The organism is Ruegeria sp. CF8, from assembly GCF_056537285.1.
The window spans coordinates 97,066-123,111 of sequence record NZ_JBQFRG010000007.1 but is presented as its reverse complement, the minus strand read 5'-3'; the positions used below and the strand labels follow the sequence as shown (position 1 = coordinate 123,111).

General features: G+C 56.4%; 25 protein-coding genes. 11 read left to right on the top strand and 14 right to left on the bottom strand.

Features of this window, described 5'->3' with window-relative positions; genetic code table 11:
• Window positions 1-3: 3 nt before the first annotated feature.
• The 9 genes from ACR0EV_RS16515 to ACR0EV_RS16475 form a co-directional block, all read right to left on the bottom strand.
• Window positions 4-987, bottom strand: a complete 984-nt coding sequence (locus tag ACR0EV_RS16515) for a type II secretion system F family protein (protein WP_480801081.1) — start codon at window positions 985-987, stop codon at window positions 4-6.
• Between the two features lie 9 nt (window positions 988-996).
• Window positions 997-1,965, bottom strand: coding sequence for a type II secretion system F family protein (locus ACR0EV_RS16510; protein WP_480801080.1), 969 nt, complete (start codon window positions 1,963-1,965; stop codon window positions 997-999).
• Between the two features lie 11 nt (window positions 1,966-1,976).
• Window positions 1,977-3,419: a TadA family conjugal transfer-associated ATPase gene (locus ACR0EV_RS16505; RefSeq protein WP_480801079.1), complete on the bottom strand. Its 1,443-nt coding sequence runs from the start codon at window positions 3,417-3,419 to the stop codon at window positions 1,977-1,979.
• A gap of 24 nt (window positions 3,420-3,443) precedes the next feature.
• Window positions 3,444-4,682: a CpaE/TadZ family protein gene (locus tag ACR0EV_RS16500; RefSeq protein ID WP_480801078.1), complete on the bottom strand. Its 1,239-nt coding sequence runs from the start codon at window positions 4,680-4,682 to the stop codon at window positions 3,444-3,446.
• Between the two features lie 199 nt (window positions 4,683-4,881).
• The gene (locus ACR0EV_RS16495) at window positions 4,882-5,508 is read right to left on the bottom strand and encodes an OmpA family protein (RefSeq protein WP_480801077.1); all 627 of its coding nucleotides are present in this window, start codon (window positions 5,506-5,508) and stop codon (window positions 4,882-4,884) included.
• Window positions 5,509-5,525: 17 nt separating this feature from the next.
• A complete protein-coding gene (locus tag ACR0EV_RS16490) occupies window positions 5,526-6,932 on the bottom strand; it encodes a type II and III secretion system protein family protein (protein WP_480801076.1) in 1,407 nt (468 codons plus the stop codon).
• Window positions 6,933-7,125: 193 nt separating this feature from the next.
• Complete coding sequence (cpaB, locus tag ACR0EV_RS16485; RefSeq protein WP_480801075.1) at window positions 7,126-8,007, bottom strand: Flp pilus assembly protein CpaB; 882 nt, start codon at window positions 8,005-8,007, stop codon at window positions 7,126-7,128.
• Between the two features lie 287 nt (window positions 8,008-8,294).
• Window positions 8,295-8,531, bottom strand: coding sequence for a hypothetical protein (locus tag ACR0EV_RS16480; RefSeq protein WP_480801074.1), 237 nt, complete (start codon window positions 8,529-8,531; stop codon window positions 8,295-8,297).
• A 305-nt stretch (window positions 8,532-8,836) separates the two neighbouring features.
• A complete protein-coding gene (locus ACR0EV_RS16475; RefSeq protein WP_480801073.1) occupies window positions 8,837-9,067 on the bottom strand; it encodes a Flp family type IVb pilin in 231 nt (76 codons plus the stop codon).
• A gap of 353 nt (window positions 9,068-9,420) precedes the next feature.
• Here ACR0EV_RS16475 and ACR0EV_RS16470 point away from each other — a divergent pair, with 353 nt between their 5' ends.
• A complete protein-coding gene (locus ACR0EV_RS16470) occupies window positions 9,421-10,287 on the top strand; it encodes a lytic transglycosylase domain-containing protein (RefSeq protein ID WP_480801072.1) in 867 nt (288 codons plus the stop codon).
• Between the two features lie 36 nt (window positions 10,288-10,323).
• On the opposite strand, the gene ACR0EV_RS16465 is transcribed toward ACR0EV_RS16470, so the two are convergent.
• From ACR0EV_RS16465 to tldD, 5 genes are all read right to left on the bottom strand, one after another.
• Window positions 10,324-10,950 (bottom strand): 3-oxoacid CoA-transferase subunit B, encoded by a 627-nt coding sequence (locus tag ACR0EV_RS16465; RefSeq protein WP_050603192.1) that lies wholly within the window; start codon window positions 10,948-10,950, stop codon window positions 10,324-10,326.
• Window positions 10,950-11,654, bottom strand: coding sequence for a CoA transferase subunit A (locus ACR0EV_RS16460; protein ID WP_171094159.1), 705 nt, complete (start codon window positions 11,652-11,654; stop codon window positions 10,950-10,952). The genes ACR0EV_RS16465 and ACR0EV_RS16460 overlap by 1 nt, the downstream gene beginning before the upstream one ends.
• Before the next feature lie 91 nt (window positions 11,655-11,745).
• Window positions 11,746-14,364 carry a type I DNA topoisomerase gene (gene topA, locus ACR0EV_RS16455; RefSeq protein ID WP_480801071.1) on the bottom strand — a complete coding sequence of 873 codons (2,619 nt, stop codon included), beginning with the start codon at window positions 14,362-14,364 and terminating at the stop codon, window positions 11,746-11,748.
• Window positions 14,365-14,544: 180 nt separating this feature from the next.
• Entirely contained in the window at window positions 14,545-15,669 is a 1,125-nt protein-coding gene (gene dprA, locus ACR0EV_RS16450) for a DNA-processing protein DprA (RefSeq protein WP_480801070.1), read from the bottom strand.
• A gap of 237 nt (window positions 15,670-15,906) precedes the next feature.
• A complete protein-coding gene (tldD, locus tag ACR0EV_RS16445) occupies window positions 15,907-17,328 on the bottom strand; it encodes a metalloprotease TldD (RefSeq protein ID WP_480801069.1) in 1,422 nt (473 codons plus the stop codon).
• Window positions 17,329-17,504: 176 nt separating this feature from the next.
• Between tldD and coxB the strand changes: the two genes are divergently transcribed.
• The 10 genes from coxB to ACR0EV_RS16395 all read left to right on the top strand — a co-directional run bounded on the left by coxB (window position 17,505) and on the right by ACR0EV_RS16395 (window position 26,014).
• Complete coding sequence (coxB, locus tag ACR0EV_RS16440; protein WP_480801068.1) at window positions 17,505-18,416, top strand: cytochrome c oxidase subunit II; 912 nt, start codon at window positions 17,505-17,507, stop codon at window positions 18,414-18,416.
• An 89-nt stretch (window positions 18,417-18,505) separates the two neighbouring features.
• Window positions 18,506-19,453: a heme o synthase gene (gene cyoE, locus ACR0EV_RS16435; protein ID WP_480801067.1), complete on the top strand. Its 948-nt coding sequence runs from the start codon at window positions 18,506-18,508 to the stop codon at window positions 19,451-19,453.
• Window positions 19,453-19,614: a hypothetical protein gene (locus ACR0EV_RS16430; RefSeq protein ID WP_171177886.1), complete on the top strand. Its 162-nt coding sequence runs from the start codon at window positions 19,453-19,455 to the stop codon at window positions 19,612-19,614. Before cyoE ends, ACR0EV_RS16430 begins: the two co-directional genes overlap by 1 nt.
• Window positions 19,614-20,189, top strand: coding sequence for a cytochrome c oxidase assembly protein (locus ACR0EV_RS16425; RefSeq protein ID WP_480801066.1), 576 nt, complete (start codon window positions 19,614-19,616; stop codon window positions 20,187-20,189). The genes ACR0EV_RS16430 and ACR0EV_RS16425 overlap by 1 nt, the downstream gene beginning before the upstream one ends.
• A gap of 22 nt (window positions 20,190-20,211) precedes the next feature.
• Window positions 20,212-21,027, top strand: a complete 816-nt coding sequence (locus tag ACR0EV_RS16420; RefSeq protein ID WP_480801065.1) for a cytochrome c oxidase subunit 3 — start codon at window positions 20,212-20,214, stop codon at window positions 21,025-21,027.
• A gap of 158 nt (window positions 21,028-21,185) precedes the next feature.
• On the top strand, window positions 21,186-21,863 hold the full coding sequence (locus ACR0EV_RS16415; protein WP_480801064.1) for an SURF1 family protein: 678 nt from the start codon (window positions 21,186-21,188) through the stop codon (window positions 21,861-21,863).
• Entirely contained in the window at window positions 21,860-23,248 is a 1,389-nt protein-coding gene (gene thrC, locus ACR0EV_RS16410; protein WP_480801063.1) for a threonine synthase, read from the top strand. The genes ACR0EV_RS16415 and thrC overlap by 4 nt, the downstream gene beginning before the upstream one ends.
• Entirely contained in the window at window positions 23,245-24,507 is a 1,263-nt protein-coding gene (locus tag ACR0EV_RS16405) for a M16 family metallopeptidase (protein ID WP_480801062.1), read from the top strand. The genes thrC and ACR0EV_RS16405 overlap by 4 nt, the downstream gene beginning before the upstream one ends.
• A complete protein-coding gene (locus ACR0EV_RS16400) occupies window positions 24,507-25,091 on the top strand; it encodes a GNAT family N-acetyltransferase (protein WP_480801061.1) in 585 nt (194 codons plus the stop codon). Before ACR0EV_RS16405 ends, ACR0EV_RS16400 begins: the two co-directional genes overlap by 1 nt.
• A 104-nt stretch (window positions 25,092-25,195) precedes the next feature.
• Window positions 25,196-26,014: an MBL fold metallo-hydrolase gene (locus tag ACR0EV_RS16395; RefSeq protein WP_480801060.1), complete on the top strand. Its 819-nt coding sequence runs from the start codon at window positions 25,196-25,198 to the stop codon at window positions 26,012-26,014.
• Window positions 26,015-26,046: the final 32 nt, after the last annotated feature.

Below are 26,046 nucleotides of genomic sequence, written 5' to 3'. Positions count from 1 at the left end.
GTTCTATCCGCCTGCGCGTCCAAAACTCGAAATGACCCTTACCGACGGGCCGATCAGAATAATCAGCAGTGGCGGTACTGTCAGCATCATTGTGACAAGAGTCATCTTTGTCGGCAACTTGTTCGCAGCCTCTTCGGCGCGCATAACGCGTTTGTCGCGCATCTCACCAGCGTAAACCCGCAGAGCTTCGGCAATGGATGTACCAAAAGTTGCCGACTGGATCATCACGGTCACAAACGAGTTCACATCCTGCACACCGCACCGCGTGCCGAAGTCACGTAGAACAGTGTCTTTGTCCTTACCGGCTTTCATCTCGTGGGCGACGATTTCAAATTCCTGCGCAATATCGGGGTATGAGGCGCTCATTTCACCTGCCACACGAACGATGGCTTGATCCAGTGATTGCCCGGCTTCCACGCAAACCAGCATCAGGTCAAGCGTGTCTGGAAAGCCCGCAGTAATGGCTTCTTTGCGTTCTTCCACCCGACGCGTGATCCAATATTTTGGTGCGAAGTAACCAATCGCGCCCGGAACAAAGATCCGAATAATCATTTGTTGGCCAGTGAACTCTTGCCCGCCGGAAAACACCGTGATCAACAGAACGCCGACCAGGATGCCAATTATACCCAGGGAAAACTGCGCGAAATGGAAGAAACGCACCGAGTCTTTCGACCGATAACCTGCCTGGCGCAGTTTCAGCTCAACGGCCGAGTACTCTTCTTCGTTTTTCGGCTCAAGGAAAGTTGCAAACTTCTCAAGCTGCTCGTTGCGGCTTGAGTTGCGAAGCCGTTCCTTCTTGTCTTTTGTTTGCTTCTTGGGGGCTGCGTTTGATCTTTGCAGTTTCTTTAGCGGATCTTCCGGCTGATTCATCATCAGCGAAACTGCCACGAGGATCATTATCAGGCCGAGAATGCCGACAACGATAAGTGGCCCGAATTCGCCCAGATGCTGGGTCAACAGGTCATTGATGCTGGTCAGAAATTCCATGATGCGCCCTCAGACCTTGATGTTTGTAATGATCTTCATGACGATCAGGTTCAGTGTCAGCATGATGGCGACAACGAAACAGGCGGGAATGAACCACGGGTGGTCCAACACTTCGTCATAGTAGCCCGGGTCTTTGACCAGGATGAAAACCAAGCAGGCAAGCGGGAAGCCTGACAGAAACTTGCCGGACCACTGGGCCTCGGCTGTGATAGCTTTCACCCGGCGGAAGAGGCGGAATCGAGCTCGGATCACCTGGGCGAGACCGGCAAGAATTTCAGCCAGGTTACCCCCTGATTGCTGTTGAATGCCAACAGCCACAGCCAAAAAGCGCATATCCTGCATGTCCAACCGCTCGGCCATATCTTTCAACGCCTCGCCGACGTCGCGCCCGTAGGCACATTCATCTGCAATGACGCCAAATTCGGTGCCAAGTGGATCCTGAACTTCGTTTGCAACCACTTGAATGGTCGACACAAACGGGTTGCCGACGCGCAGCGAGCGGACCATCAGTTCAACCGCATCAGGCAGTTGTTCCTCAATCATGCTCATGCGTTTCTTGGCCTTGTGATTGACCCAAGCGTAAACGCCGCCGATACCAATTGCGATCGAGATCACTGCTCGTAGCGCAGTATCTGTGGCCGTACCAATGCTAAGTCCGACAAAAGCGACGCCGGACACCAAAGCCATGATCATGATCAACTGACGAGGTGAAAATGCAATCGCCGCCTTCTGCGCCTTGTCCGCGAGCAGGGAGTACAAGGGAATGCTTTGCGATTTCATATGCTGCTGCATCTCTTTGCGCAGCTGTTCCAGCACCTGTTCGCGCCCGGCGCCCTTTTCCAACATGTCCAGACGGCGGTTTACCCGGCTGTTCAGGCTGATGGACTTGCCAAAGGCGACAAGATAAATCCCCTCAACCAGGGCAAGAACCCCCACAAAGATGGCGACATAGATGATCGCCTCCATAGGCAATTGCATACCCGGTTCTCCTACATTGTGGTTGGGTCGTAGATCGACGCAGGCAGATCAAAGCCCCACAGACGGAAGCGTTCTGAATAGTGGCTGCGCACGCCGGTTGCTGTGAAATGCCCGATGATCTTGTTGTCGGGTGTCAGGCCAACACGTTGAAAGCGAAAGATTTCCTGCATCGAAATCACGTCGCCTTCCATGCCCGTAATCTCGGTGATCGAGGTCATGCGGCGCGAACCATCCTGCAGACGGCTTGCCTGCACGATCAAGTTCACAGCGGACGAAATCTGGCTGCGGACGGCCTTGATCGGCATTTCGATCCCGGCCATGGCGATCATGTTTTCCAGACGCGAAATCCCGTCACGGGCCGAGTTGGCGTGGATCGTGGTCATCGACCCATCGTGGCCGGTGTTCATGGCCTGCAACATGTCGATCACTTCCGCGCCACGCGTCTCACCCACGATGATGCGGTCAGGGCGCATACGCAGGGCGTTTTTCAGACAGTCGCGCGGGCTGACCTCGCCTTTGCCTTCCACGTTGGGCGGGCGGCTTTCCATCCGACCCACATGTGTCTGCTGCAGCTGAAGTTCAGCCGTGTCCTCGATGGTCAGAATGCGCTCGGCATCATCGATAAAGCTGGACAGCGCGTTCAGAGTGGTGGTTTTACCAGAGCCAGTACCACCTGATACGATAACGTTCAGGCGCGTTGACACTGCGGCTTGCAAATAAGCGGCCATTTCTTCGGTAAACGCACCGAAATTAACCAAATCGTCGATGCCGAGCTTGTCCTTTTTGAACTTACGAATCGAGACCAGTGATCCATCCACCGCAATCGGTGGAACCATGGCGTTAAACCGCGATCCGTCCGCCAGACGGGCGTCAACGTAAGGGTTTGATTCGTCGACACGACGGCCCACGGCGGACACGATCTTGTCGATGATCCGCATCAGGTGCTTTTCGTCCTTGAAGGTAATGTCGCTCAGTTCCAGCTTACCGGCGCGTTCCACGAAAATCTGTTGCGGGCCGTTCACCAGAATATCGTTGACCGTATCGTCCTGCAGCAGAGTTTCGAGCGGACCGAGACCCGTCACCTCGTCATACAGTTCCTTGTTCAACTGGGACCGGTCTTCGCGGTTCAGAACAATGTTCTTGGTCTCCAGAACTTCACTGGCGATTGCGCTGATTTCAGTACGCAATTCAGCTTCGCCGGCGTTTTCCAACGCGGCAAGGTTCAGGTTTTCCAGCAGTTCCCGATGCAGTTCGATTTTGATCTCGCCCAGCCGTTCCTTGCGTTTGCGATCACGATCAGAACCCGCAACCTCGCCGGGTTTCTTCTTTTGGGGCTTGCGTGCAACCGCAGTAGTTGTCGCGGCGGCCTCTGCAACGGGCGCTGCCGGTTCGGCAGTTTGTGCCGGCGTTTTCACCGGCTGTGCAGCGGACGGTTTTTTATATCTTGAAAACACGGCAGGTACCCCTTTGGTAAGATGTTACGCAGCTTCTTCGGCGCTGCTGCTACCAAGGCTGTGAAGCGATTTCGCCAGTTTCGCGATTTCCCGGCGCAATGGATTCTTGGCGGCCGAATTTGCCAACGGAAGACCGTGGTCACCGCTTTGCATGACCGGTTTGCCCCCGTCGGGTAATTGCAGATCAATTGAGATCCCAAGGCTTTCGCCCATACGCTTTACCCGGCTTTTACCGTTGAGGTCGGTAAACTTGGGCGCGCGGTTCAGTGCAAAACGCAGCTTGTTGAATGGCAGTTCCTCTGCCTGCAAAGCGCGTTTCAAACGCAATGCATTCTGAGCAGAACGCATGTCCAGCTCGATCATGGCGAAGTAAACATGTGCTGCCTGCAAGACAGTTTCGGACCACAGGACCAGCGTCTTCGGCATATCGACGATGACATAATCAAAATGCGCACGTGCCATGTCGATGACCCGCTGAATATCGTCTGGTGTAATCAGATCCAGGGGCACCATATCGGACGGTGCTGTCAGAACTTGCAGCTTTTCTTCATAAGTTTGAAGGGCTTGCGAGAACACTTCGTTGTCCATCGACTCTGTGTCGGACAACATTTCAAAGACTGTTTCGCGTCGTGGCAAATCCAGATAAGTGGATACAGTCCCGTATTGCAGATCCAGATCGATCAGGCAGACAGATGGGGCATCTTTGTCTGACGCACAAGCAAGCTCCCAGGCCAGGTTGACAGCCATAGTGGTCGCGCCGACGCCGCCAGCCAGCCCTTGTACAACGAACAGAGCTCCCTCTTTTGAGTCCCCTTTTGCCAGAGGCACTGCGGCAGCCTGCGCTACTGCAACAGGGTCAGGCTGCTTCATACGCTCAATCGCTTCTTGCAATTCACCTTCCGGAAGCGGGTAGGGGACGAATTCGTCAGCGCCTTTGCGCAGAAGCTGATGCAGCGAGGCGGGTGTTACATCCTCGGCGATCAGGACAACTTTGATCTTCTTTTCCTTGGCTTGCGTGATGATCTCACCCATCAACGAGAGATTGTCTTCATCCTCGCCGTCGATAGCCAATGCTACGAATTCAAGTGTTTCAGCTTCTGGTTGGCTAAAAAAGGCCAGCGCCTCGGCAAAGCCCAGATCACCCCAGCGTTCACCTAAAATGGCCTCCATGTCTTCGATCAAAAGGTCGAAATTCTGGACATCCCGGCTGATGGTGCAGGCCAAAATTGCTGTATTGTCATCTTGCGGCGTCGCGCTGGTCATAAACACTATCCTCGTCGTGAGGGCTCAGCATGTCATATGAACGAAATCCGCCAGATTGATGTGCTGTCGCCCCAATACGGTCAAATTTGGCCGCAGGTCACCCTATTGTTCACAATGTTGCTTTGAAGTTGGGCGAGAATTGGGCGCAAAAGAACCAATTGTAGGGAAATGGGCGACGATGTCGCCCATTTTGAATGAATTATCCACCAGCGCCGTCTTGTGCGGTCACTTCTTGGATTGTGCTCTTGAAGGTCGCACTTTCCACGTACTCGCGATAGATTACTTCTGCGTACTTGCCGTCCAGAAGCTGTCGATTGCCGTCAACAAAGCCAGAAACTTCGGTCACTGTCCGGCGATTGCGGCGGTCACGTTCCTGAGTCGCGATCAAAGGCTGAGCCTTGCCAAATGATACGACGGCTTCCAGACGGGAACGTGAGATTCCCTGCCGTTCGAGAAAGGCCACGACTGCCTGAGCTCGGCGCATTCCAAGGCTCTTGTTGTAGCTGGTTGAGCCTACGGCGTCGGTGTGACCGTAAACCCGGAACCGGGCCTCGGGGAATTGTTTGATCCAGTCCGCCTGTTGCAGCAGGATTCGCTGGGCGGATGCATCCAGTTGTGAACTGTTGAAGGCAAAGTTCACCTGGCTTGGTACATCCGCTGCAAATCGGCGGCTGAGGATCTGGGCGTATGTCAGTTCACCGTTCTGAACCTGGACATTGTTCAATGTCGCGTTTCCGAACGTGCCCGCATCGATCTCGTATCCTGCCTCGCGCGTACATGCGGCGACAGCGACCGTAAGACCCAGTGTGATAATCCACTTCTGCATTGGTCCGATCCTCCTGATCAATCTAGGACATAGCCATAGGAGCTACCGAAGTCCTGACGGGCGACCTCGGATGCACCTCCAGCTCCGGCACGCTGTGTGCGCGCGACTTGGCCGTTAACGAACAGGTCGAACTCGCTAGGCGGTTTGACCCGGTCTGTTGGAAGAGCCAGTGCTTCACCGCGTGTAGGCGTGACCAGATGCGCAGTGATGATAACCACAAGTTCGCTCTGCTCGCGCTGATAGTTGGCACTGCGGAACAGGGCGCCCAATACCGGAACATCACCCAGCCACGGAACCTGGTTGCTCAGGTCCGCGAAATCGTCCTGAATCAGACCCGCAATGGCGAAGCTTTCACCGTCACGCAGTTCAATCGTGGTTTTTGCCCGGCGCGTGATAAAGCTGGGAACTGTATCACCGTTAATGGTGAAATCCGAACTGTTATCGATGCTTGAGACAGCCGTTCCCATTTCAAGGTTGATTAAGTCGCCATCTACGACACGGGGGATAAAGTCCATCTCGACGCCAAAGGCTTTGAATTCGATAGCCACAACACCATCGTCTTGCGGAACTGGAATCGGCACTTCACCACCGGCGAGGAAGGATGCCTCCTGCCCGGAAAGCGCTGACAGGTTTGGTTCTGCGAGGCTGCGGGCAAGTCCTTTGGTTTCAAGGGCTTCCAGAAGCAGGCGGACCTGCGTCGACCCGGCCCCAAAGCCAAACAGAATCGCGCCGGTGTTCGACTGAACTGCCGGGATGTTGTTGTTCAAGGCGTTGGTCAGGGCAAACTGGTTGTTGAGCGTATTGAAGCCGCCGGTCACGTCACCGCCGCCAAAACCAAGCGACGCTGTGAGACTTTTCGCAACAGATCGGTTCATTTCGGCAAACCGAACTTTCAGCATAACCTGCTGAACTCCACCAACCGACATCAGGTTCGAGACGCGTTCTGGGGCGTAGCGTTCGGCCAGTTCCAGAGCACGCGCCAGTTTGGCCGAGCTGGAAACTGTTCCGGACAAGACGATGCCGTCATTTGCGGTCCGAACTTCGATTGGTTCATCAGGCAGAATCTGACGCAGCCGTTCTTTAAACTCTGTCACATCGGGTGAAACCCGAACGCGTACGTTGGCCAACAAGTTGCCGGCCCCGTCAAACAGAGTCAGTGTCGTCAGGCCAGGGGCCTTACCCAGAACATAAATAGTCCGGTCCGACAAAGACGAGATATCCGCAATGCCCGCATTTGCAATGCTGAGCTCTGCAAAGGGTTGCTCACTTTCAACGACGATTGCGCGGTTCATCGGAACATCCAGTGTTTCCACTGTGCCCTTTTTTACCACGCGCAATGTTTCAGCCCAGGCGGCGTCGCCAACCGGACTAACAACAAGCGACAACCCCAGCAGGGTTGCGCTGATCCAGGAACGTATTGTCATGTGACCTGCCTCTCCGATCACGCCTCGTTTTTTGGGTCTTATGCCCTATAGGAAAGTAGACTGCGCGAAATCCAAATTTATTGCAATAATCAATGGTTTCTGGAATTTTCCTTATGTGGAGAATTGGCAACAATTACAAAAAAAGAACCGCACCCAAGGTGCGGCTCTGATCTCGTAAGGTTCTGAATTGGCGTCAGTTTGTGCAGGGAATAGGCACGTTGACGATCTCACCGCCGCGTCTGATGCGGGTTGTGCAAACCTCTTCAACTTTTTTTTCTGGTTCCGGAGCAGCAGCTTGAATGCCCAGCAGCTTTCGCTGATCGACCTCAATCGTTGACGCAACAGATTCATCGGCGACACCAACAAGTGCCAAAGACAGTCGTCCGGAGTTCTGGGCTTGCGCCAGTGCGGCAACCTGCTGAGGCGTCACCGCAACGGTGACTGTTCGGGCGATTGTCGTGCTGGTTACGTCGGAACCTGCTGTTTGGTCGACTGCGATCAGCTGTACATTGGCTTCGATCAATCTGGTTATGCCACCGTTGCCACTTCCTTCAAGGGTGCCGCTGGTGCCGGTCCAGTAAATGTCAACATTGTCACCTGGACGCAAAAAGCCGGAAACACCCGATGCTACGTCTACGCTGATTGCGAACGCCCGCATTCCCTTTTCCAGGCGCGAAGTAAGCCCGGCCTTTTCACCGGGCTCGGTGATTTTGACGCCCATGATCGCTTCGTCTTTTTCCATCGTTCTCAGAACGAAACGCTCATTGGGGCCACTTTCAGGAAACAATGCGGTGAGTTCAGAGAAAGTGCCTTCCGGAATCGCGTTTTCCGGCCAGTCCACAGCACGGATGTCTTCTTCGGTCAAACGTTCGCCGTATCTCAGCGCACGATTCGAGACGTAGACTGTTACCGTAGGAATCACCTCGACCTTGGCATTGGCCAGAGCTTCTTCTGCGGCCAGCCTTTGACGGGCCAGCTCGTTCTGATAGGCCGAGATATAGTTGCGCGCCATATAGACTGCGCCACCGGCCAGAGCTACGCCGACAATCAGGACAAGTCCGAATACCGCTCGCATGCGTGTACCTCTTTACTTTGTTTGGTCGAATAGTAAGCGGCCAATAGGACACTTTGAAACAGCCTAATTCTTAAAAGCAAATTGTGTCGAAATGTGGGACAAATATGTCTGTTTGTCAGTTTCCCCGCCAAATTTCGCACAATTTTTTTCTTGGGTTGTCGTGCTAAAAGCGCAAACTGGGGTCGGTGCGTACGCAAGCAAAGCCACGGCCCAAAGGACGTCGCGCTGTGTTTTGCGCTCCAACAAGCACCTTCGGTATAGCTGTTTAAAGCACAGTGCGGCCGAGCTTAGCCGCCGCCCGCGGTGCCCTCTGTCACAATACCACCCGGGGTGCCATTTGAACCGGTGCTGACAACGGCAGCGTTCATAGCTTCGTTGGCATTTCCGCCAAGGCTGTCAACGCTGGAGCTTATGACAAGGTATGTCGCGCCGGACAAGCCAATGACCACGGCCGTCAGCACCACCCAGTCAACTGTCACCGCTCCTGCTTCGTCTGATTTGAAGCGATCAAGGAACCTTAACATGTTCGTGTCTCCAATTTCTTTTCACAGAGTTTGCAACAGTTTTCACTAAAATGATTGCGCAGGAATGGCGGAAATTGGGCTAAAAATAGGTTTTCTTGGCCTGAATTTGGACGGATTTCATTTTGCTCTAGCCCCATCAGGCAGGTAACAAAGCAGGTCGGGGCTGTTGCTCAGAGGTTCCTGATCAAAACCCAAGATGCAGTCTGCGCATCGTTGCACCGAGACATTGAGTTTAAGCAAGTCGCCCCAAAAGAAAAAGGCCGCACCAATGCGGCGCGGCCTCTGAATTCTGCTAGGTTAAAAGCTTACTTGCTTTTGCCTTCGCCAGTGATACCACCGGTGGTGCTGTTGCTACCGGTGCTCAGCGATGCGGCGTTCAGCGCTTCGTTCACGCCGGTTGCCAGGCCAGTGGCACCATCTTCGATCTGCTGGTATGCAACGGCTGCCAGGCCGATGACTGCTGCGGTCAGAACAACCCAGTCAACTGTTACTGCGCCGTCTTCGTCTTTGCGGAAGTTCTTGATGAACTTGATCATGTTACGTCCCTCCTAAAGGATCTAAATAAGTCTAATGAACCTCGGCGTCTTCCAGAGCTTCCTCTCTCAGTCCGCTCCCGTCCGTCTCGGTATGCATCTATGTTTGCCTGTGGGGCGTGGCAGGAATTGGGCCAAACGCAGATTTTTTTCCGTGCAACTTAACTTTTTAGTTAGAAAATCTGTAACATACTGAAAAATAACAAATAAAATTTCTATTAGGTTGGTTCTTACTTCTTTGGGCGGTGCAAAATTGCGTCAAATGAGGCGAAATTGCCCCATTTCGCTTTGTTTTTCTGGCCTTGCGCGAAGATTCGGGGTTCAAATCGCCTAAAAAGAAAACATGAGGCAGGCAAATGAATCTCCGGACCGCACTCCAATGCGCCGGTGTACTGGCGTTACTCGTATCGGGTGTCACATCAGTAGATGCGACTGAGGTTGAGCCGCGCGGTGTGTACAAACGGATCAAGACACCCCAACCGGGTCAGCGCCCTCGGGTGACTGTACAGATCACTGCAGAAGAACATGCAACGCGGCCCTCAGCACCCAGCACAGGGGCTGAGATTTCAGTGCCGGATGTTATTGCGCGCACTGAAGTTGCCCAGCCCGTCCAGCCGGATGAGAAACCCAAACGTGATCCCAAAGGGTCGCATAAGGCGTTTTGGGACAGGATTTCACCCGAGATTGATCAGGGCGGTGCAGGGCGCCTTGACGCCGCGATCTCGGCGCTTGCGGCCACCAGTGTCCGATCTCCTCGCCTGCAGACGCTTCAGAACATTGCCCAACAGCAAGGTAAAGAGATCCTGCGGTCGACTGTTGGCACAAATGTCTCGCCCGCACTTGTCCTGGCAGTGATCTCGGTCGAGTCGGCCGGGCGGGTGGATGCGATCAGTTCCGCAGGAGCACAGGGTCTTATGCAGCTCATGCCCGCCACGGCTGCCCGGTTTGGTGTGAAAGACAGCCTTCAGCCAGCCCAAAACATCGCCGGGGGCGTAAAGTACCTCAACTGGCTGATGGAAGAGTTTGGGAATGATCCAATCCTGGTATTGGCCGGGTACAATGCCGGTGAGGGGGCAGTTCGCAAACATAGCGGTGTTCCGCCTTACACGGAAACGCGCGACTACGTGCCCAAAGTTCTGGCGGCATTCCAGATCGCAAAGGCCTTATGTGCCACGCCGCCCGATTTGATTTCTGACGGATGCGTGTTCCAGACCTCAAATTGAATAAGGCCCGCCCGGTTCAGGCGGGCCTTGGTTCATTTAAGAAACGAGTGTCGCTTGTGTCGCAGCGCGCATCTCGTCTTCACTGACACCATCGGCCAGTTCGACGATCTTAAGTCCACCTTCGACCACATCCAGAACACCCAGATTGGTGATGATGCGATCGACCACGCCTTTGCCTGTCAGCGGTAGGGTGCATTCTTTCAGTACTTTGCTGTCGCCGTGCTTGTTGGTGTGATCCATCACAACGATCACCCGACCCACACCAGCGACCAGATCCATGGCTCCACCCATGCCTTTCACAAGCTTGCCGGGAATCATCCAGTTGGCCAGATCGCCTTTCTCATCCACTTCCATTGCGCCCAAAATCGCTGCAGCGATCTTGCCGCCGCGGATCATGGCAAAAGATGTGGCACTGTCGAAGTAGGCGGTGCGGGACAGTTCCGTGATCGTCTGCTTGCCGGCATTGATCAGGTCTGGGTCCTCTTCGCCTTCAAACGGGAAGGGGCCCATGCCCAGCATACCGTTTTCGGATTGCAGGGTGATGTCCTTGTCACCCACATAGTTCGCCACCAGCGTCGGAATGCCGATGCCGAGGTTTACATACATGCCGTCTTCCAGTTCCTCTGCCGCGCGCGCGGCCATCTGATTGCGGTCCCAGGGCATTATGCGTCCTCCTTCTTGCGGGTGGTGCGTTGTTCGATGCGCTTTTCGTGATCGCCCTGAATGATGCGATGCACATAGATGCCGGGCAGGTGAATCGAATCCGGGTCAAGTGAACCGCGCGGAACGATTTCTTCTACTTCGGCCACGCAGATCTTACCGCAGGTCGCAGCAGGCACGTTAAAGTTGCGGGCCGTCTTGCGGAATACGAGGTTCCCTGTGTCGTCCGCTTTCCAAGCTTTGACGATGGCCAAGTCGGCGAAGATGCCTTCTTCAAGGATGTAGGTCTCGCCATTGAAGTCTTTGTGTTCCTTGCCATCGGCGATCACAGTGCCCACACCTGTTTTGGTGTAAAAGCCCGGAATACCAGCGCCGCCAGCACGCATCCGTTCGGCCAGAGTACCTTGCGGGTTGAATTCCAGTTCCAACTCACCGCTCAGATACTGGCGCATGAATTCAGCGTTTTCGCCGACATACGAGCTGATCATTTTCTTGACCTGCTTGGTCTGCAGCAGGATGCCGATGCCAAAATCGTCCACACCGGCATTGTTTGATGCAAAGCTCAGATCTTTGACGCCCGAGTCTTTGATAGCCTCAAGCAACAACTCCGGTATGCCGCACAGGCCAAACCCACCTGCGGCAATCAGCATGCCATCCGACAGCACTCCATCGAGCGCTTCAGAGGCATTGGCATAGACTTTCTTCATGGAAAACTCCCCCAGTGACATGGTGATGGGCAGGTTGTGCCGCCACGTCATGGGGAAGTCAATGAAACCAAGGGGGTGTTGGTATTTCTACCTATTCCGCGGCCTTCTTGGTTGTCTTCTTGGCTGCAGCCTTCTTCTTGGGGGCTGCCTTTTTCTTGGCGCCCTTCTTTGCCGCGCGTTCATTGACCAGTTCGATGGCCATTTCCTGCGTCACGTCTTCTGGCTTGATGTCCTTGGGGATGGTTGCATTAACCTTCTCCCACTTCACATAAGGCCCATAGCGCCCGTCCAGAACCTGCATCGCGCCGCCATCGGGATGTTCACCCAACTCTTTCAACGGTTTTGCAGCGGCCCGACGCCCCCGCCCTGGATTGGCACGTTTTTCGGCCAGCATTTCAACGGCGCGGTTCATGCCGATCTCGAACACATCGTTTGGGTCTTTGAGATTGGCGTAAACCGGCTTCGCCTCTTCCGGCAGTTGATGCATTAGGTAAGGACCGAACCGACCGAAATTCGAGCTGATCATGCCACCCTCTGGGTGTTCGCCAATCTGACGGGGCAGGGACAGCAGCGTCAGCGCCTTGTCCAGATCCATGTCATCCTTGCTCCAACCACGCGGCAGAGAGGCGCGCGGCGGCTTCCTGTTCTCGGGCGTGGGTTCGCCGCGCTGAACATACGGACCGAAACGACCGGATTTCAGCCAGATCTCGTCCCCGGCATCTTCACCCAGCAAACGTTCATCCCCTTCGGCACCTTCACCTGCGATGGGGCGTGTGTAAGTACATTCGGGGTAATTGCCGCAGCCCACAAACCCGCCCGTACGCGAGGTTTTGAGATGCAGTTGGCCGGTGCCGCATTTCGGGCAGATCCGCGGGTCCGATCCGTCCTCGCGCGGCGGGTACAGCTGCGGCGCGAGCGCTTCGTCCAACTTGTCCAGAACTTCGGAAATCCGCAGCTCGGAGGTCTCTCCAATAGCGGCCGAGAAATCGCGCCAGAACTTGCCAAGCAGGTCTTTGTAATCCCGGTCCCCGGCGCTGACGTCATCCAGCTCTTCTTCCAGATTAGCTGTGAATTCATAGCCCACATATTGCCGGAAGAAATTCAGCAAGAAGATCGTAACGATCCGGCCCTTTTCTTCGGGGATCAGTCGGTTTTTGTCTTTGCGCACATATTCCCGGTCCTGAATCGTCGTCACGATCGAGGCATAGGTCGAGGGCCGACCAATACCAAGTTCTTCCATCCGCTTGACCAAGGTCGCTTCGGTATAGCGAGGCGGAGGCTGTGTGTGGTGTTGCAGGGCCAGAACGGCTTCATTCTCGGACAGGATTGCGGCCTTTTCTTCGGCCTTCGCGAACTGATCTTTCAGTGAGGTTTTGGCAAAGCGCGCCGGATCGCCTTGCATGATCTGTGGCAGGCGCTTTTCGTCGTCATCGGCCACATCGTCGCGACCTTCTTCATAAACGCGCATGAAGCCATCAAACAGAACCACTTGACCGGTGGCACGCAGGCCGACTTGCCCGTCATCGCTGCCAATCTCGACAGTGGTTCGTTCCAGCCGGGCGGCGGCCATTTGGCAGGCAATGGTGCGTTTCCAGATCAGGTCATAAAGCTTGCGCTGATCCTCATCGGTGACCTTCAGAGCCTTGGCGTCGCGTGACATATCCGTTGGGCGGATACATTCGTGCGCTTCCTGTGCGTTCTTGGCCTTGTTCTTATACATGCGCGGGCTGTCCGGCACATATTCGGCACCATACCGGTCCGCAATCGCATCGCGGGTGGCGGCCACGGCCTCGGGGGCCATGTCGATGCCGTCCGTACGCATATAGGTAATGTATCCGGCCTCATAGAGGCGCTGTGCCACCTGCATCGCGTGGCGCGCGCCCATGCCGAATTTGCGGCTGGCTTCCTGCTGCAAGGTTGATGTCATGAACGGCGCGCTGGGGTTGCGGGCTGCCGGTTTCGCTTCAACCGAGGTGACGCTCAGCGCACGGCTGGTGATCGCCTGCACCGCCAGTTCCGCCTGGGTCGCGTTGGACAGATCGTGCTTGTCGAGTTTCTTACCAGCCAGCGTGACCAACCGTGCCTCATAAGTCTGGCCGCGCGGAGTTTCGAAAAGCGCCTTAACCGACCAGTATTCCACTGGCTTGAACGCCTCGATCTCCATCTCGCGTTCGACGATTAGGCGCAGACAGACGGATTGCACGCGCCCGGCGGACTTTGCACCGGGCAGCTTGCGCCACAAAACGGGCGACAGGTTGAAGCCCACCAGATAGTCCAGCGCACGGCGTGCCAGATAGGCCTCGACCAAAGGCATGTCGACCTCACGCGGGTTCTGCATTGCCTGTGTGACAGCTTCTTTGGTGATCGCGTTGAAGGTAACGCGGCTGACCGGCGTATCTTTCTTGATCGAGCGGCGCTTGGTCAGCGCCTCCTGCAAGTGCCAACTGATCGCCTCGCCTTCACGGTCAGGGTCGGTGGCGAGGATCAGCGCGTTGTCTTCTTTCAGCGCATCAGCGATTGCTTTGACATGCTTGCGGCTGTCGTTGCCAACTTCCCATTTCATGGAGAACTCATGCTCGGGATCAACCGATCCATCCTTCGGTGGAAGGTCCCGCACATGGCCGTAAGAGGCCAAAACGGTGTAGTCGGGGCCGAGATATTTATTGATTGTTTTTGCTTTGGCCGGAGATTCTACAACAACTACAGGCATTTAAGGGGAAACCTCGCTCGACGAATTTGGCGCCTTCTATGGTGGAGCAAAATGTGTGGGGCAAGCGGGAATTGTCAATGCGTTCCTTTGGCAAGCTGAAAAGCAACGTGATTTCAGGCAACTACCAAAGGTCCCGAAACACTGAGCTGTGCAATGTCATGGGTCTTCAGAGCGTTGTGATCACCCTGCAAGCGACAACAGACCCCCAGGCTGACGCTGGATTCGCCCTTCCAGTTCCAAATCGACAAGCGCGGGACCAAGCTCACCAGCCGAAGCCGCGATGTCGCGCAGCAATTGGTCTTCTGCGATGGGTGAAGGGCCGAGCCGTTCGAGGATTTGAATGTGTAAGCCTTGGGCCTTGGGTGCGGCGGGGGTAGGGGGCTGATCAGGCTTGCGTGAAAACAGACTGTCTTTTTGCGGCAAGGCTTCAATCACGTCCTCCGCCGACCGCACCAAAGTAGCCCCATCCCGAATCAACAGATTGCACCCGGCGGCCCGCGCGTCAATAGGGTGGCCGGGAACGGCCAGAACCTCGCGCCCTTGATCCAGGGCATCGCGTGCTGTGATCAGACTGCCGGATTTGGCTGCGGCCTCGACCACGACTACGGCCTGCGCAAGGCCTGAGATGATCCGATTGCGCCGGGGGAAGTGTCGGGCCTGTGGTGTCACGCCCATCGGCCGTTCCGACAGACGCAACCCCTTGCAGGCGATGTCATGGGCCAGTTCGGTATTTTCCGCCGGATAGATCGCGTCGACCCCGCCTGCCATGACAGCGATGGTGCCGGATGTCAGGGCTGCAATATGCGCTGCCGTATCTATGCCGCGGGCCAGGCCAGAGACGATCACATGTCCCTTGCCACCTAAGTCGGTCGCCAACCCTCGGGCCATTCGTGCGCCAAGCGAGGAACAATTCCTTGCACCGACCATGGCGATAGCTGGTTTTTGCAACAGCGACACGTTCCCGATCGCCCACAGCATCGGGGGTGCGTCGTTCAAGTCGTTCAGAGCTTTCGGGAAATCAGCGGACCCAAGGCACAAAAGCCGCGCTTTGGCGGCTTTTGCGGCCTTGAGTTCCGCCTCGATCACGCCGGGGGGGCAGACTTCATACCCTTCTATTCCGGCGGCGCGTGCCATTTCGGGCAGCGCGGCCAGCGCATTCTGCGCCGAGCCATGTTCTCGCAAAAGTCGGCGAAACGTCGCCGGACCAACCTTGCGAGAGCGCAAAAGGCGAAGCCACGAAAACCTGTCCTCTTCCGTGGTGGGTGGGAGTGGGGGGTGATTGGAAGAAAGCTGCTCTTCGGTCATCCGTTGCTCCGCCTTGTTGCAAAACTGGTTTACAAGAGGGCGGGTTAACAGCCTGTAAATCGTAGAAAATTAGAGGCGTATTTTTTCGAATGTGCTATCGAAGACTTCCTAAAACATTGGAAAATATGCATTAAAGTAAATTCGGATTCTCCTGCACAGAACGAGGCTTGCGGTCAGAGGGTAAGGCGCACAGGTGCAAGGTTAACCCTGCACCTGTGGTTTTCGTACTTATGCGACTCAGGCCGCCGAGCCGCCTACGGTCAAACCGTCCATCAGGACAGTTGGCTGTCCGACCCCCACCGGTACCCATTGTCCATCCTTGCCGCAGGTGCCCATACCGGGATCCAACGCCATGTCGTTGCCAAGCCCCCGGATCCGTTTCAAAGCGGACGGCCCATCGCCAATCAGAGTTGCCCCTTTCACAGGGGCGCCGATCTTGCCGTTTTCCACCCGATACGCTTCGGTGCAGGAGAAAACGAACTTGCCGTTGGTGATGTCCACCTGTCCACCGCCGAAACCTACGGCCCAGATGCCGTCCTTGATATCCGCGACCAACGCCGCAGGATCAGCCTCACCCCCCAGCATGATCGTATTGGTCATACGCGGCATGGGTTTGTGCGCATAGCTCTGCCGCCGCCCGTTACCAGTAGGTGCAACGCCCATCAGACGCGCGTTCTGACGGTCCTGCATGTAGCCAGTCAAAATGCCATCCTCGATCAGCACTGTGCGCGAGCTGGGTGTGCCCTCATCATCCACGGTGATCGAGCCTCGGCGGTCAGCAATCGTGCCGTCATCGACTACGGTTACACCTTTTGAGGCGATCTGCTGTCCCATGAGACCGGCAAAGGCCGAGCTGCCCTTGCGGTTGAAATCCCCCTCCAGCCCGTGGCCGATGGCCTCGTGCAGCAGAATACCCGGCCAGCCTGGGCCAAGCGCGACTTCCATCACCCCCGCAGGGGCTGGTACCGCATCAAGGTTGACCAGCGCAATGCGCAACGCTTCACGGGCTTTGGCCTGCCAGTCCTTCGGATCGATCAAGCCGCTCAGGCCGATGCGACCACCGCCACCTGCTGAACCACTTTCGCGGCGTCCGTTCTGTTCAACGATCACCGAAACATTCACGCGAGTCATCGGACGCACATCCCGCACCATCACGCCGTCAGGGCGCAGAATCTCGACCTCTTGAACAGCGGCTGAGATCATAGCGCTGACCTGAACAACACGCGGGTCCATGTCGCGTGCAAAGGCATCGATTTCGCGCAGGGTTTCGATTTTGACCGGAAACGCGGCAGAAACGATGGGGTCTTCGTCGGTGTAGAGCCGCGTGTTGGTGGACCGGGGTGCTTCGGCCAGCGTCCCACCGCCATCCCCAACGGCCAGCCGCGCGGTCTCGGCCGCACGTTTCAGAGCGGGAATAGACACATCTGTGGAATGTGCGTAACCGGCCACTTCGCCTTGAACTGCGCGCAGGCCGAATCCCTCGGAGGCATCGTAAGACGCGGTGCGCAGACGTCCGTCGTCAAATACCAAAGACTCGGATTTGCGGCGCTCGACAAACAGTTCTCCGTCTTCGGCCCCGGCGGTCGCCGATTGCAGAATAGACAACGCCTCATCGTGCGGAAGAGCGCTTTCAAACGGGCGAAAAGGGGCGTCGGACATGGGTTGTGACCTTTCGGGTTTGATCCAGATCAAAAATAGCGTCTGTTTGACGCAAGCATTTTGCTTTATCTACCCGACGGAATATGGTTTTTAACGCGGCCAAAGACAACGGGAGAGGTGCGACCGATTCACACCTTTTCGCCAGGGACGCAAAGATCAAACGATCAGGACAGAACATGAAGAATGCTTTGATGCTTTCAGGGTTTATGACAGCCCTCTCCAGCCTTCCCGCCATGGCTCAGGAGCTTGAGATTATTGGCAAGCCGGTCGATGGCGGTATGGGCTTCCAGCCTGCGGCCACAAGCTTGGCCGATGGTATCCACCGGCTGGACACAATGATTCTGGTGATCATCACCGTGATCTGTCTGTTTGTTGCGGGTCTGCTGCTTTACTGCATCGTGCGTTACAACCAGCGCGCAAACCCGACCCCAGCGCGCTTTTCGCACTACACTCCGGTTGAAATCGCCTGGACCCTGGGGCCGATCCTGATTCTGGTCTTCATTGGTGCGTTCTCGCTGCCGGTTCTGTTCAAGCAACAGGAAATCCCTGAAGGCGACATCACCATCAAAGTTGTGGGCAACCAGTGGTACTGGACTTACGAATATGTCGATCACGATTTTGCGTTCGACAGCTACTTGCTGGGCCACCCGGCCACATTGGACGAAGGTGCGCGCCCGGCCGATGCGGACGTGACCCCGTTTGTTCTGGATGATGCCATGCGCGCGAAACTGGCGGATGCGGGCTACAGCGACGACGAATGGCTGCTGGCCACCGACACCGCCGTGGTCGTGCCGGTTGGCAAGGTCATCGTAATGCAGGTGACCGCATCCGACGTGATCCATTCGTGGACCATCCCGTCCTTTGGCGTGAAACAGGACGGTGTGCCCGGACGTTTGGCTGAACTGTGGTTCGAAGCCGAGAAAGAAGGCGTCTACTTCGGTCAGTGTTCCGAACTCTGCGGCAAGGACCACGCCTATATGCCGATCACCGTCAAAGTGGTCAGCGAGGAAGCGTACGAAGCATGGCTTCAGGGCGCGATCGACGAATATGCGGGTCTGCCGCAAAGCTATCAGGTCGCCTCGAACTAATTGAGCGACAGGGGCGGGGATAACCCCTCCTTGGACATGACGCTGGCTGCGCGGGTGATCGCGCAGCTTTCGCCCCAGAAGGACCGGAAATGACCGACGCAAGCATCAATGCCAGCACTGCGACCGCCCAGGCGGACGAGGCCAGCTTTGGCGATTACTTCGCTCTGCTGAAGCCGCGTGTGATGTCTCTGGTTGTCTTCACGGCGCTGGTCGGACTGCTGGCGGCACCCGTTTCTGTGCATCCTTTTGTTGGCTTTTGCGCCATTTTATTCATCGCGATTGGCGGTGGCGCGTCTGGTGCTTTGAACATGTGGTGGGACGCGGATATTGACCGCGTGATGAAACGCACCAAGGGTCGTCCGATCCCTTCCGGCAAGGTGGAAGAGGGCGAGGCGCTGGCGCTTGGGCTGGCTCTTTCGGGCCTGTCCGTGATCATGCTGGGTCTTGCAACAAACTGGTTTGCAGGCGCGTTTCTGGGCTTCACGATCTTTTTCTACGTTGTTGTCTACACGATGTGGCTCAAGCGTTCGACGCCGCAGAACATCGTCATCGGCGGTGCCGCTGGTGCGTTCCCGCCCGTGATCGGCTGGGTTGCTGCCACCGGCTCGATGTCGGTTGAACCTTGGCTGATGTTCGCCCTGACCTTCATGTGGACTCCACCACATTTCTGGGCGTTGGCTCTGTTCATGCGCTCGGATTATGATGACGCGGGTGTTCCGATGCTGACCGTTACACATGGCCGCCGCGCCACACGGTTTCATATTCTGGTCTACACGGCGCTGCTTGCAGTGCTGGCTGTCGGCACGGCGTTCTCGAATATCGGTGGCCCGGTTTATCTGGCGGTTGCGTTGGTGCTGAACGCCTTGTTCCTGCGCGGAGCTTGGCAAATCTCGCGACGGACCGAAGAGGATTCCGAAGCCGACAATTTCAAGGTTGAGCGCAGCTTTTTCAAACTTTCGCTGCTCTACCTCTTCCTGCATTTCGGTGCCATTCTGGTTGAGGCTTTGCTGAAACCCTATGGTCTGGGAGGCTGGTGATGAGCCTACGCAAGAACCATGAGCTGCATCAGCGACGCTTCAGCCGTAATCTGGGTGTTGGTCTGACACTGGCCGCATTTATCGTAATCATTTTTGGGCTGACGGTCGTAAAGGTCTCGGGCACGGATTTCGGTATGGCAACACAGGAGGTTCAGAACTGATGGCTTTGACAGGTCCGCAGAAAACGGTTGTACAGACTGTTGGCGTGGTCATCCTTATGGGCAGTCTGGCTTGGGCAGCTGTGCCATTTTATGACTGGTTCTGCCGGGTAACTGGGTTTGGCGGCACCACGGGCGTAGCTGAATCAGCGCCCGAAGACATTTTGGACCGCACCATCACCGTCCGGTTTGACGCCTCCAAGGCCAAGGGTATGGCTTGGGAGTTCAAACCGATTGAACGTGAGATGGAAGTGCGCATCGGCGAAACCGGGCTTGCCTTCTACGAAGCTTACAACCCAACCGACCGGCCCATTGCGGGTCAAGCCTCTTACAACGTGGCCCCTTATTCGGCGGGTGGCTACTTCCAGAAAATTGCCTGTTTCTGCTTTGAAGAGCAGGTGCTGCAACCCGGCGAACGTGTAGAGATGCCGGTGACCTTCTTCGTCGACCCGGAACTGGTCGAAGATCTTGAAGCAAAGTATGTTCATACGATCACGCTGTCGTATACATTCTACGAAATTGACCTGCCCGAGGGCTATGCTGCCCTTGAAACGCAGGCAGATACAAACACGAACTAACGCCTGTAGGTGAGGGACGCTGATGGCACACGCTAAAAACCACGATTATCACATTCTGGCCCCATCGGTCTGGCCGCTCCTCAGCGCGCTCGCGGCATTTTTCATGCTGTTTGGCGCCGTGCTTTGGATGCATGGCGTCACATCGTTCATGTTCTGGGGCGGATTTGTCGCCGTCCTGTACTGCATGTTTGCATGGTGGTCGGACGTTGTTGTCGAAAGCCGTCAGGGCGATCATACACCGGTCGTCCGCATCGGTCTGCGTTATGGCTTTATCCTGTTCGTGATGTCCGAGGTGATGTTCTTCTTCGCCTGGTTCTGGTCGTTCTTCAAACATCGCATGTATCCGATGTACGACTATGCCGGCACCGAATACATCCAACCGGACATCCATGCGGTTGATCCGTTCCACCTGCCGCTGATCAACACCCTGGTGTTGCTGCTGTCGGGCTGTGCGATCACCTGGGCGCACCACGCGCTTGTGCATGACAATGATCGCAAGGCACTGATCAACGGTCTGGCCATCGGTATCGTGTTGGGTTTGCTGTTCACGCTGCTGCAGGCTTACGAATACTACGAGCTGCTGGCGCATGAAGGCTGGGTGTTTGGTGGCGACCAGTTCTATTCGAACTTCTTCATGGCGACCGGCTTCCATGGCGCACATGTGATCATCGGGACAATCTTCCTAACGGTTTGTCTGATCCGGGCGCTGCGCGGTGATTTTACTCCCGAGAAACACGTCGGGTTTGAGGCGGCAGCCTGGTACTGGCACTTCGTTGACGTTGTTTGGCTGTTCCTGTTCTTCGCCGTCTACATCTGGGGTCAGGCACCGTTCCTGTAAGACCTGCGGGTGAATCCAATTGCAAAAGCCGCCCTTTTGGGGGCGGCTTTTTCTTTGTTCCGGGCACAAGATTGCGCCCGATACAATTGCGTGGTTGCATTTTTGTCTGCTCCGCCCTTAACAAGACGCCGGTTCCTGCAACGAGGTCTGATCCCGCCATGCACCGCATTTTGTTCCTGCTGATCTTCGGTCTCGCCGGTCTGGGCGTGTTGCTGTCGCTCGGCATTTGGCAAGTGCAGCGTCTGGGATGGAAACAAGAGGTTCTCGCCGAGATTGAGGATCGAATATCAGCGGCTCCTGTGGACCTGCCAGCGCAGGTATCAGAGGATGCGGACAAGTATCTGCCGGTGATCGTGTCAGGTGAGATGATCCCCGGGGAAATCCACGTGCTGGTCTCTGTGAAACAGGTAGGGGCGGGTTATCGCATCATCCAGTCTTTCAGCACAGGCGATCGTACGATCCTTGTGGATCGGGGTTTTGTTCCAACGACGGCCAAAGACACCAAGCGATTGACCGGCCCGATGGAAATTTCCGGGAACCTACACTGGCCGGACGAGATCGACAGTTACACGCCAGAGGCGGATATCGACGCCAATATCTGGTTCGCCCGTGACGTACAGAACTTGGCCGCTGCTTTGGGGGCCGAACCAGTTCTGTTGATCGCCCGGTCACAAACCGACCCGAATGTGACGCCCTTACCGGTCGATACGGCGGGCATCCCGAATGATCACCTGCAATATGCAATCACCTGGTTTGGTCTGGCTCTGGTCTGGGCCGCGATGACCGGATACTTCCTGTGGCGCAGCCGCGCCAATTCTGAGAGTGACGCGACATGAAATACATCTCGACCCGTGGCCAAGCGCCCGAACTGACATTTGAAGAGGCGATGCTGACCGGTCTGGCCCGCGACGGCGGCCTTTACCTGCCCGCTGAGATCCCGGTGATGACGCAAAGCGAAATCGCTGCCTTGGCCGGACTGTCTTATGAAGAAATCGCATTCCGCGTGATGTGGCCTTACGTCAGCGGCTCGTTTGCTGAGGATGAATTCAAAGCGATCATCGCCCGCGCGTACGAAGGCTTTGGTCATGACGCACGTGCACCTCTCAAGCAGTTGAATGAGAACCACTTCCTGTTGGAGCTGTTTCACGGCCCCACGCTGGCCTTCAAAGATTTTGCAATGCAGCTGATTGGTCAGTTATTTCAGGTGGCGCTAAAGCGCCGTAGCGACCGTGTGACCATCGTGGGGGCGACCAGTGGCGACACAGGATCGGCCGCGATTGAGGCGTTCCGGGGCCTAGACGCGGTGGACGTGTTCATCCTGTTCCCACATGGCCGGGTGTCCGAGGTGCAACGGCGACAGATGACCACACCTGCGGACAGAAATGTGCACGCTCTGGCAGTCGACGGAGACTTCGACGATTGCCAGGCCGCTCTGAAGGACATGTTCAACGACTTCGATTTCCGTGACAGCGTGAAACTGGCCGGTGTGAACTCGATCAACTTTGCCCGCGTGCTGGCGCAGATCGTGTATTATTTTTCCGCTGCCGTCAGCCTTGGCGCGCCACATCGCAAGGTCAGCTTCACCGTGCCGACCGGCAATTTCGGGGATATTTTTGCAGGCTATCTGGCCAAACGGATGGGCCTGCCCATTGATCGGTTGGTGGTTGCGACAAACCAGAACGATATCCTGCACCGCTGCCTGAGCGGCGAGGGGTATTTCAAAGGAGACACCATCCCCTCGATCAGCCCCTCGATGGACATTCAGGTTAGTTCGAACTTTGAACGGGCGCTGTATTACGCGTATGGCGAGGATGGCAGCGCGGTCGCTCAGTTGATGGACGAGCTAAAGAATGGCGGCTTCAACGTCAGCCAAGGCGCGATGGAAGCGCTGCGCGAAAGTTTCGACTCGGGCCGCGTATCCGAAGACCAGACGCTGGAGACGATCAAGCACACGCTGGAACATAGCGCGGAACTGGTTTGCCCGCACACCGCCATTGGTATCAAGGTTGCGGAAGAGCACCGAGCGCCTGAAGTGCCGATGATCACGCTGGCCACTGCGCACCCTGCAAAATTCCCAGCTGCGGTCGAGAAGGCGAGCGACGTACATCCGCCCCTTCCATCCCGCATGTCTGATCTGTATGAACGTCCGGAACGGGTAACCCGCATTGCAAACGATCTGGGTTCCCTCGAGGATCATATCAAAGGGCATATCGCCGAGTGACTGTCAGACAAGACCAACTGAAGAACGGCTTTCGTATCGTCAGTGAACATATGCCGGGGCTGCAATCGGCGGCCATCGGCATCTGGGTGACCGCCGGTGGGCGGCATGAGCGGATCGAGCAAAACGGCATCGCGCATTTCCTTGAACACATGGCGTTCAAGGGAACCGAGCGTCGTTCTGCGCTGCAAATCGCCGAAGCGATCGAGGATGTGGGAGGCTATATCAACGCCTATACCTCGCGCGAGGTGACAGCCTACTACGCGCGTGTTCTGAAGGACGACGTCGCGCTTGCGATGGATGTGATCGGTGACATTGTTCTGAACCCGGTCTTCGACCCGCGTGAGATCGAGGTCGAGCGTGGGGTGATCCTGCAAGAAATCGGTCAGGCCTATGACACGCCGGACGATGTGATCTTTGACTGGCTGCAAGAGCAGAGCTATCATGACCAACCCTTGGGTCGCACTATTCTGGGGCCAACCGAAAAGGTCAGTGCATTCTCGCGCGAGGATTTGTCTGGCTTTGTAGCCGAGCATTACGGCCCCGAGCAGATGATCCTGTCGGCTGCCGGTGCTGTGGATCACGATGCGCTGATGAAAATGGCCGAAGAGATGTTTGGCCATCTGCAACCGCGCAAGGGCCTGATCCCGGACGCTGCACGGTTCACCGGGGGTGAGGCACGGCAAGAGAAAGAGTTGGAGCAGGCGCATTTTGCGCTGGCGCTGGAAAGCCCCGGGTATCGCGATGATGCGATTTATACCGCGCAGATTTACTCGACGGCTTTGGGCGGAGGTATGTCCTCGCGTTTGTTCCAGGAAGTACGGGAAACGCGCGGGCTGTGCTACACAATCTTTGCTCAGACCGGTGCCTATGCTGATACGGGTACAACCACGATCTATGCAGGAACCTCTGCGGATCAGGTTGGTGAGTTGGCGGCAATCACCATTGATGAGATGAAGCGCGCGGCCGAGGACATGAGCGCAGAAGAGGTCGCTCGTGCCCGTGCCCAGATGAAGGCCGGGATGTTAATGGGATTGGAAAGCCCGTCAAACCGGGCCGAACGTTTGGCGCGGTTGGTGCAGATTTGGGGCAGGGTGCCCTCGCTTGAAGATACCGTTGCCAAGATCGATGCGGTCGGCACAGAAGATGTGAGAGCATTTGCAGAAACCATGGCTGTACAGGCTCCGGCAGCTCTGGCGCTTTATGGGCCCGTGTCTGGTGCGCCAAGCTTGGCCGAACTGCAGGAGAGGCGGGCGGCGTGATGCTGTTGGGCAGACGCAAGCTGAAACTCGAAACCGCGCGGCTCAGCATGCGCCCGCCTGTACATTCCGATTTCAATAACTGGTCCGCGTTGCGGCGGTCCTCAAAAGACTATCTGACGCCGTGGGAGCCTGTCTGGGCCAGCGATCATCTAAGTCGCAAGTCTTTTACCAATCGGGTGTATTGGGCACAGCGCTCGGTCGCCAGTGGCACTGCGATACCGCTGTTCCTGTTTCGTCGCGAGGATGACGTTCTGGTGGGGGCTATCACGCTGGACAATGTAAGGCGCGGTCCGGCCCAAGCGGGTACTCTGGGATATTGGACCGGTCAGGCATTTGCCCGGCAGGGATACATGCGTGAAGCAATTGGCGCCATGGTTCATCACGCATTTACCCGACTGGACCTGAGCCGGATCGAAGCCGCCTGCTTGCCGGAAAACCGGGCGTCGCGCGGGTTGCTGGAAAGCTCGGGCTTCAAATACGAAGGTGTGGCGCAGTCTTACCTGCAAATCAACGGGCGGTGGCGGACGCATGTTCTGTATGCCAGCCTGCGATCCGACCGGCGCGGGAAGACCGACGCGGGATAGGGGGCGCTGCCCCCGTCGCGGCATGCCGCGACTCCCCCGAGGTATTTTGGGCCAGATGAACAAGTTGGGCATGACTCGGGCGGGTTCTGCGCTACACTTGAGTTATGCGCTGGTTGGTTGCGGCATTGATGGTAATTTCGGGCGGGGCTGCGGCGCAGGAGCGGCGGCCGAGCCATTGCATTGCCATCGCCGATGCCGCGCCGGGAATTGAGTATCTTCATAAAGCGGCTTGGCAGGATCCCGTGCCGGAATTCTCGGTGCGGATCAGCTATATCGCGCACGCGTCGTTTCTGATCCAGACGCGGGGCGGGTTGAATGCCGTGACCGATTTTACAGGGTTCATCGGCAGTGCAGATTTGATCCCCGATGTTGTGACGATGAACCATGCCCACAGCACACATTGGACCGCCCATCCCGACCCGGCGATCCCGCATGTTCTGCCGGGATGGGGAGAGTTCGGGCAGGGCATTGAGCATCATCTTGATCTTGGTGAGATGCTTGTGCGCAACGTATCGACCGATATCCGGTCAGCCTATGGCGGGGTCGAGGAGCGCGGGAACTCGATCTTTGTGTTCGAGGTCGAGGGTCTGTGTATTGGTCATCTGGGTCATCTGCATCATGTGCCATCAGACGAACAGTTTGCCGCTTTGGGGCGGTTGGATGTGGTCATGGCTGCGGTTGATGGGGGGACCACGATGCCCTTGCCGGACATGATCTCGGTTTTGAAGCGGCTGAAGAGTTCGGTGATTATTCCAATGCACTGGTTTTCAGGGTTCTCGCTGGATCGGTTTCTGGTCGATATTCGTGATACATTTCCAGTCGAGCGCGACGGGGTGTCAGAACTCACCGTGTCTCTGCGAGATCTTCCGGACCGCCCAACAGTGATCGTGCTGGAACCGCAGTATCTGATTGATCTGGAATAGGACTTGCCGCAGCCGCGTTGCTTGGGCATTGA

What these genes read in the sequence shown, in the direction of transcription:
- ACR0EV_RS16475 (WP_480801073.1), bottom strand. Translation starts at nt 9,067, where the DNA reads ATGATCAAGTTCATCAAGAACTTCCGCAAAGACGAAGACGGCGCAGTA.
- ACR0EV_RS16400 (WP_480801061.1), top strand. Translation starts at nt 24,507, where the DNA reads ATGCTGTTGGGCAGACGCAAGCTGAAACTCGAAACCGCGCGGCTCAGC.
- ACR0EV_RS16395 (WP_480801060.1), top strand. Translation starts at nt 25,196, where the DNA reads ATGCGCTGGTTGGTTGCGGCATTGATGGTAATTTCGGGCGGGGCTGCG.
- ACR0EV_RS16460 (WP_171094159.1), bottom strand. Translation starts at nt 11,654, where the DNA reads ATGAAGAAAGTCTATGCCAATGCCTCTGAAGCGCTCGATGGAGTGCTG.
- tldD (WP_480801069.1), bottom strand. Translation starts at nt 17,328, where the DNA reads ATGTCCGACGCCCCTTTTCGCCCGTTTGAAAGCGCTCTTCCGCACGAT.
- ACR0EV_RS16510 (WP_480801080.1), bottom strand. Translation starts at nt 1,965, where the DNA reads ATGCAATTGCCTATGGAGGCGATCATCTATGTCGCCATCTTTGTGGGG.
- ACR0EV_RS16470 (WP_480801072.1), top strand. Translation starts at nt 9,421, where the DNA reads ATGAATCTCCGGACCGCACTCCAATGCGCCGGTGTACTGGCGTTACTC.
- topA (WP_480801071.1), bottom strand. Translation starts at nt 14,364, where the DNA reads ATGCCTGTAGTTGTTGTAGAATCTCCGGCCAAAGCAAAAACAATCAAT.
- ACR0EV_RS16465 (WP_050603192.1), bottom strand. Translation starts at nt 10,950, where the DNA reads ATGCCCTGGGACCGCAATCAGATGGCCGCGCGCGCGGCAGAGGAACTG.
- cpaB (WP_480801075.1), bottom strand. Translation starts at nt 8,007, where the DNA reads ATGCGAGCGGTATTCGGACTTGTCCTGATTGTCGGCGTAGCTCTGGCC.
- ACR0EV_RS16430 (WP_171177886.1), top strand. Translation starts at nt 19,453, where the DNA reads ATGAGCCTACGCAAGAACCATGAGCTGCATCAGCGACGCTTCAGCCGT.
- cyoE (WP_480801067.1), top strand. Translation starts at nt 18,506, where the DNA reads ATGACCGACGCAAGCATCAATGCCAGCACTGCGACCGCCCAGGCGGAC.
- ACR0EV_RS16500 (WP_480801078.1), bottom strand. Translation starts at nt 4,682, where the DNA reads ATGACCAGCGCGACGCCGCAAGATGACAATACAGCAATTTTGGCCTGC.
- ACR0EV_RS16495 (WP_480801077.1), bottom strand. Translation starts at nt 5,508, where the DNA reads ATGCAGAAGTGGATTATCACACTGGGTCTTACGGTCGCTGTCGCCGCA.
- dprA (WP_480801070.1), bottom strand. Translation starts at nt 15,669, where the DNA reads ATGACCGAAGAGCAGCTTTCTTCCAATCACCCCCCACTCCCACCCACC.
- ACR0EV_RS16420 (WP_480801065.1), top strand. Translation starts at nt 20,212, where the DNA reads ATGGCACACGCTAAAAACCACGATTATCACATTCTGGCCCCATCGGTC.
- coxB (WP_480801068.1), top strand. Translation starts at nt 17,505, where the DNA reads ATGAAGAATGCTTTGATGCTTTCAGGGTTTATGACAGCCCTCTCCAGC.
- ACR0EV_RS16425 (WP_480801066.1), top strand. Translation starts at nt 19,614, where the DNA reads ATGGCTTTGACAGGTCCGCAGAAAACGGTTGTACAGACTGTTGGCGTG.
- ACR0EV_RS16415 (WP_480801064.1), top strand. Translation starts at nt 21,186, where the DNA reads ATGCACCGCATTTTGTTCCTGCTGATCTTCGGTCTCGCCGGTCTGGGC.
- ACR0EV_RS16515 (WP_480801081.1), bottom strand. Translation starts at nt 987, where the DNA reads ATGGAATTTCTGACCAGCATCAATGACCTGTTGACCCAGCATCTGGGC.
- thrC (WP_480801063.1), top strand. Translation starts at nt 21,860, where the DNA reads ATGAAATACATCTCGACCCGTGGCCAAGCGCCCGAACTGACATTTGAA.
- ACR0EV_RS16480 (WP_480801074.1), bottom strand. Translation starts at nt 8,531, where the DNA reads ATGTTAAGGTTCCTTGATCGCTTCAAATCAGACGAAGCAGGAGCGGTG.
- ACR0EV_RS16490 (WP_480801076.1), bottom strand. Translation starts at nt 6,932, where the DNA reads ATGACAATACGTTCCTGGATCAGCGCAACCCTGCTGGGGTTGTCGCTT.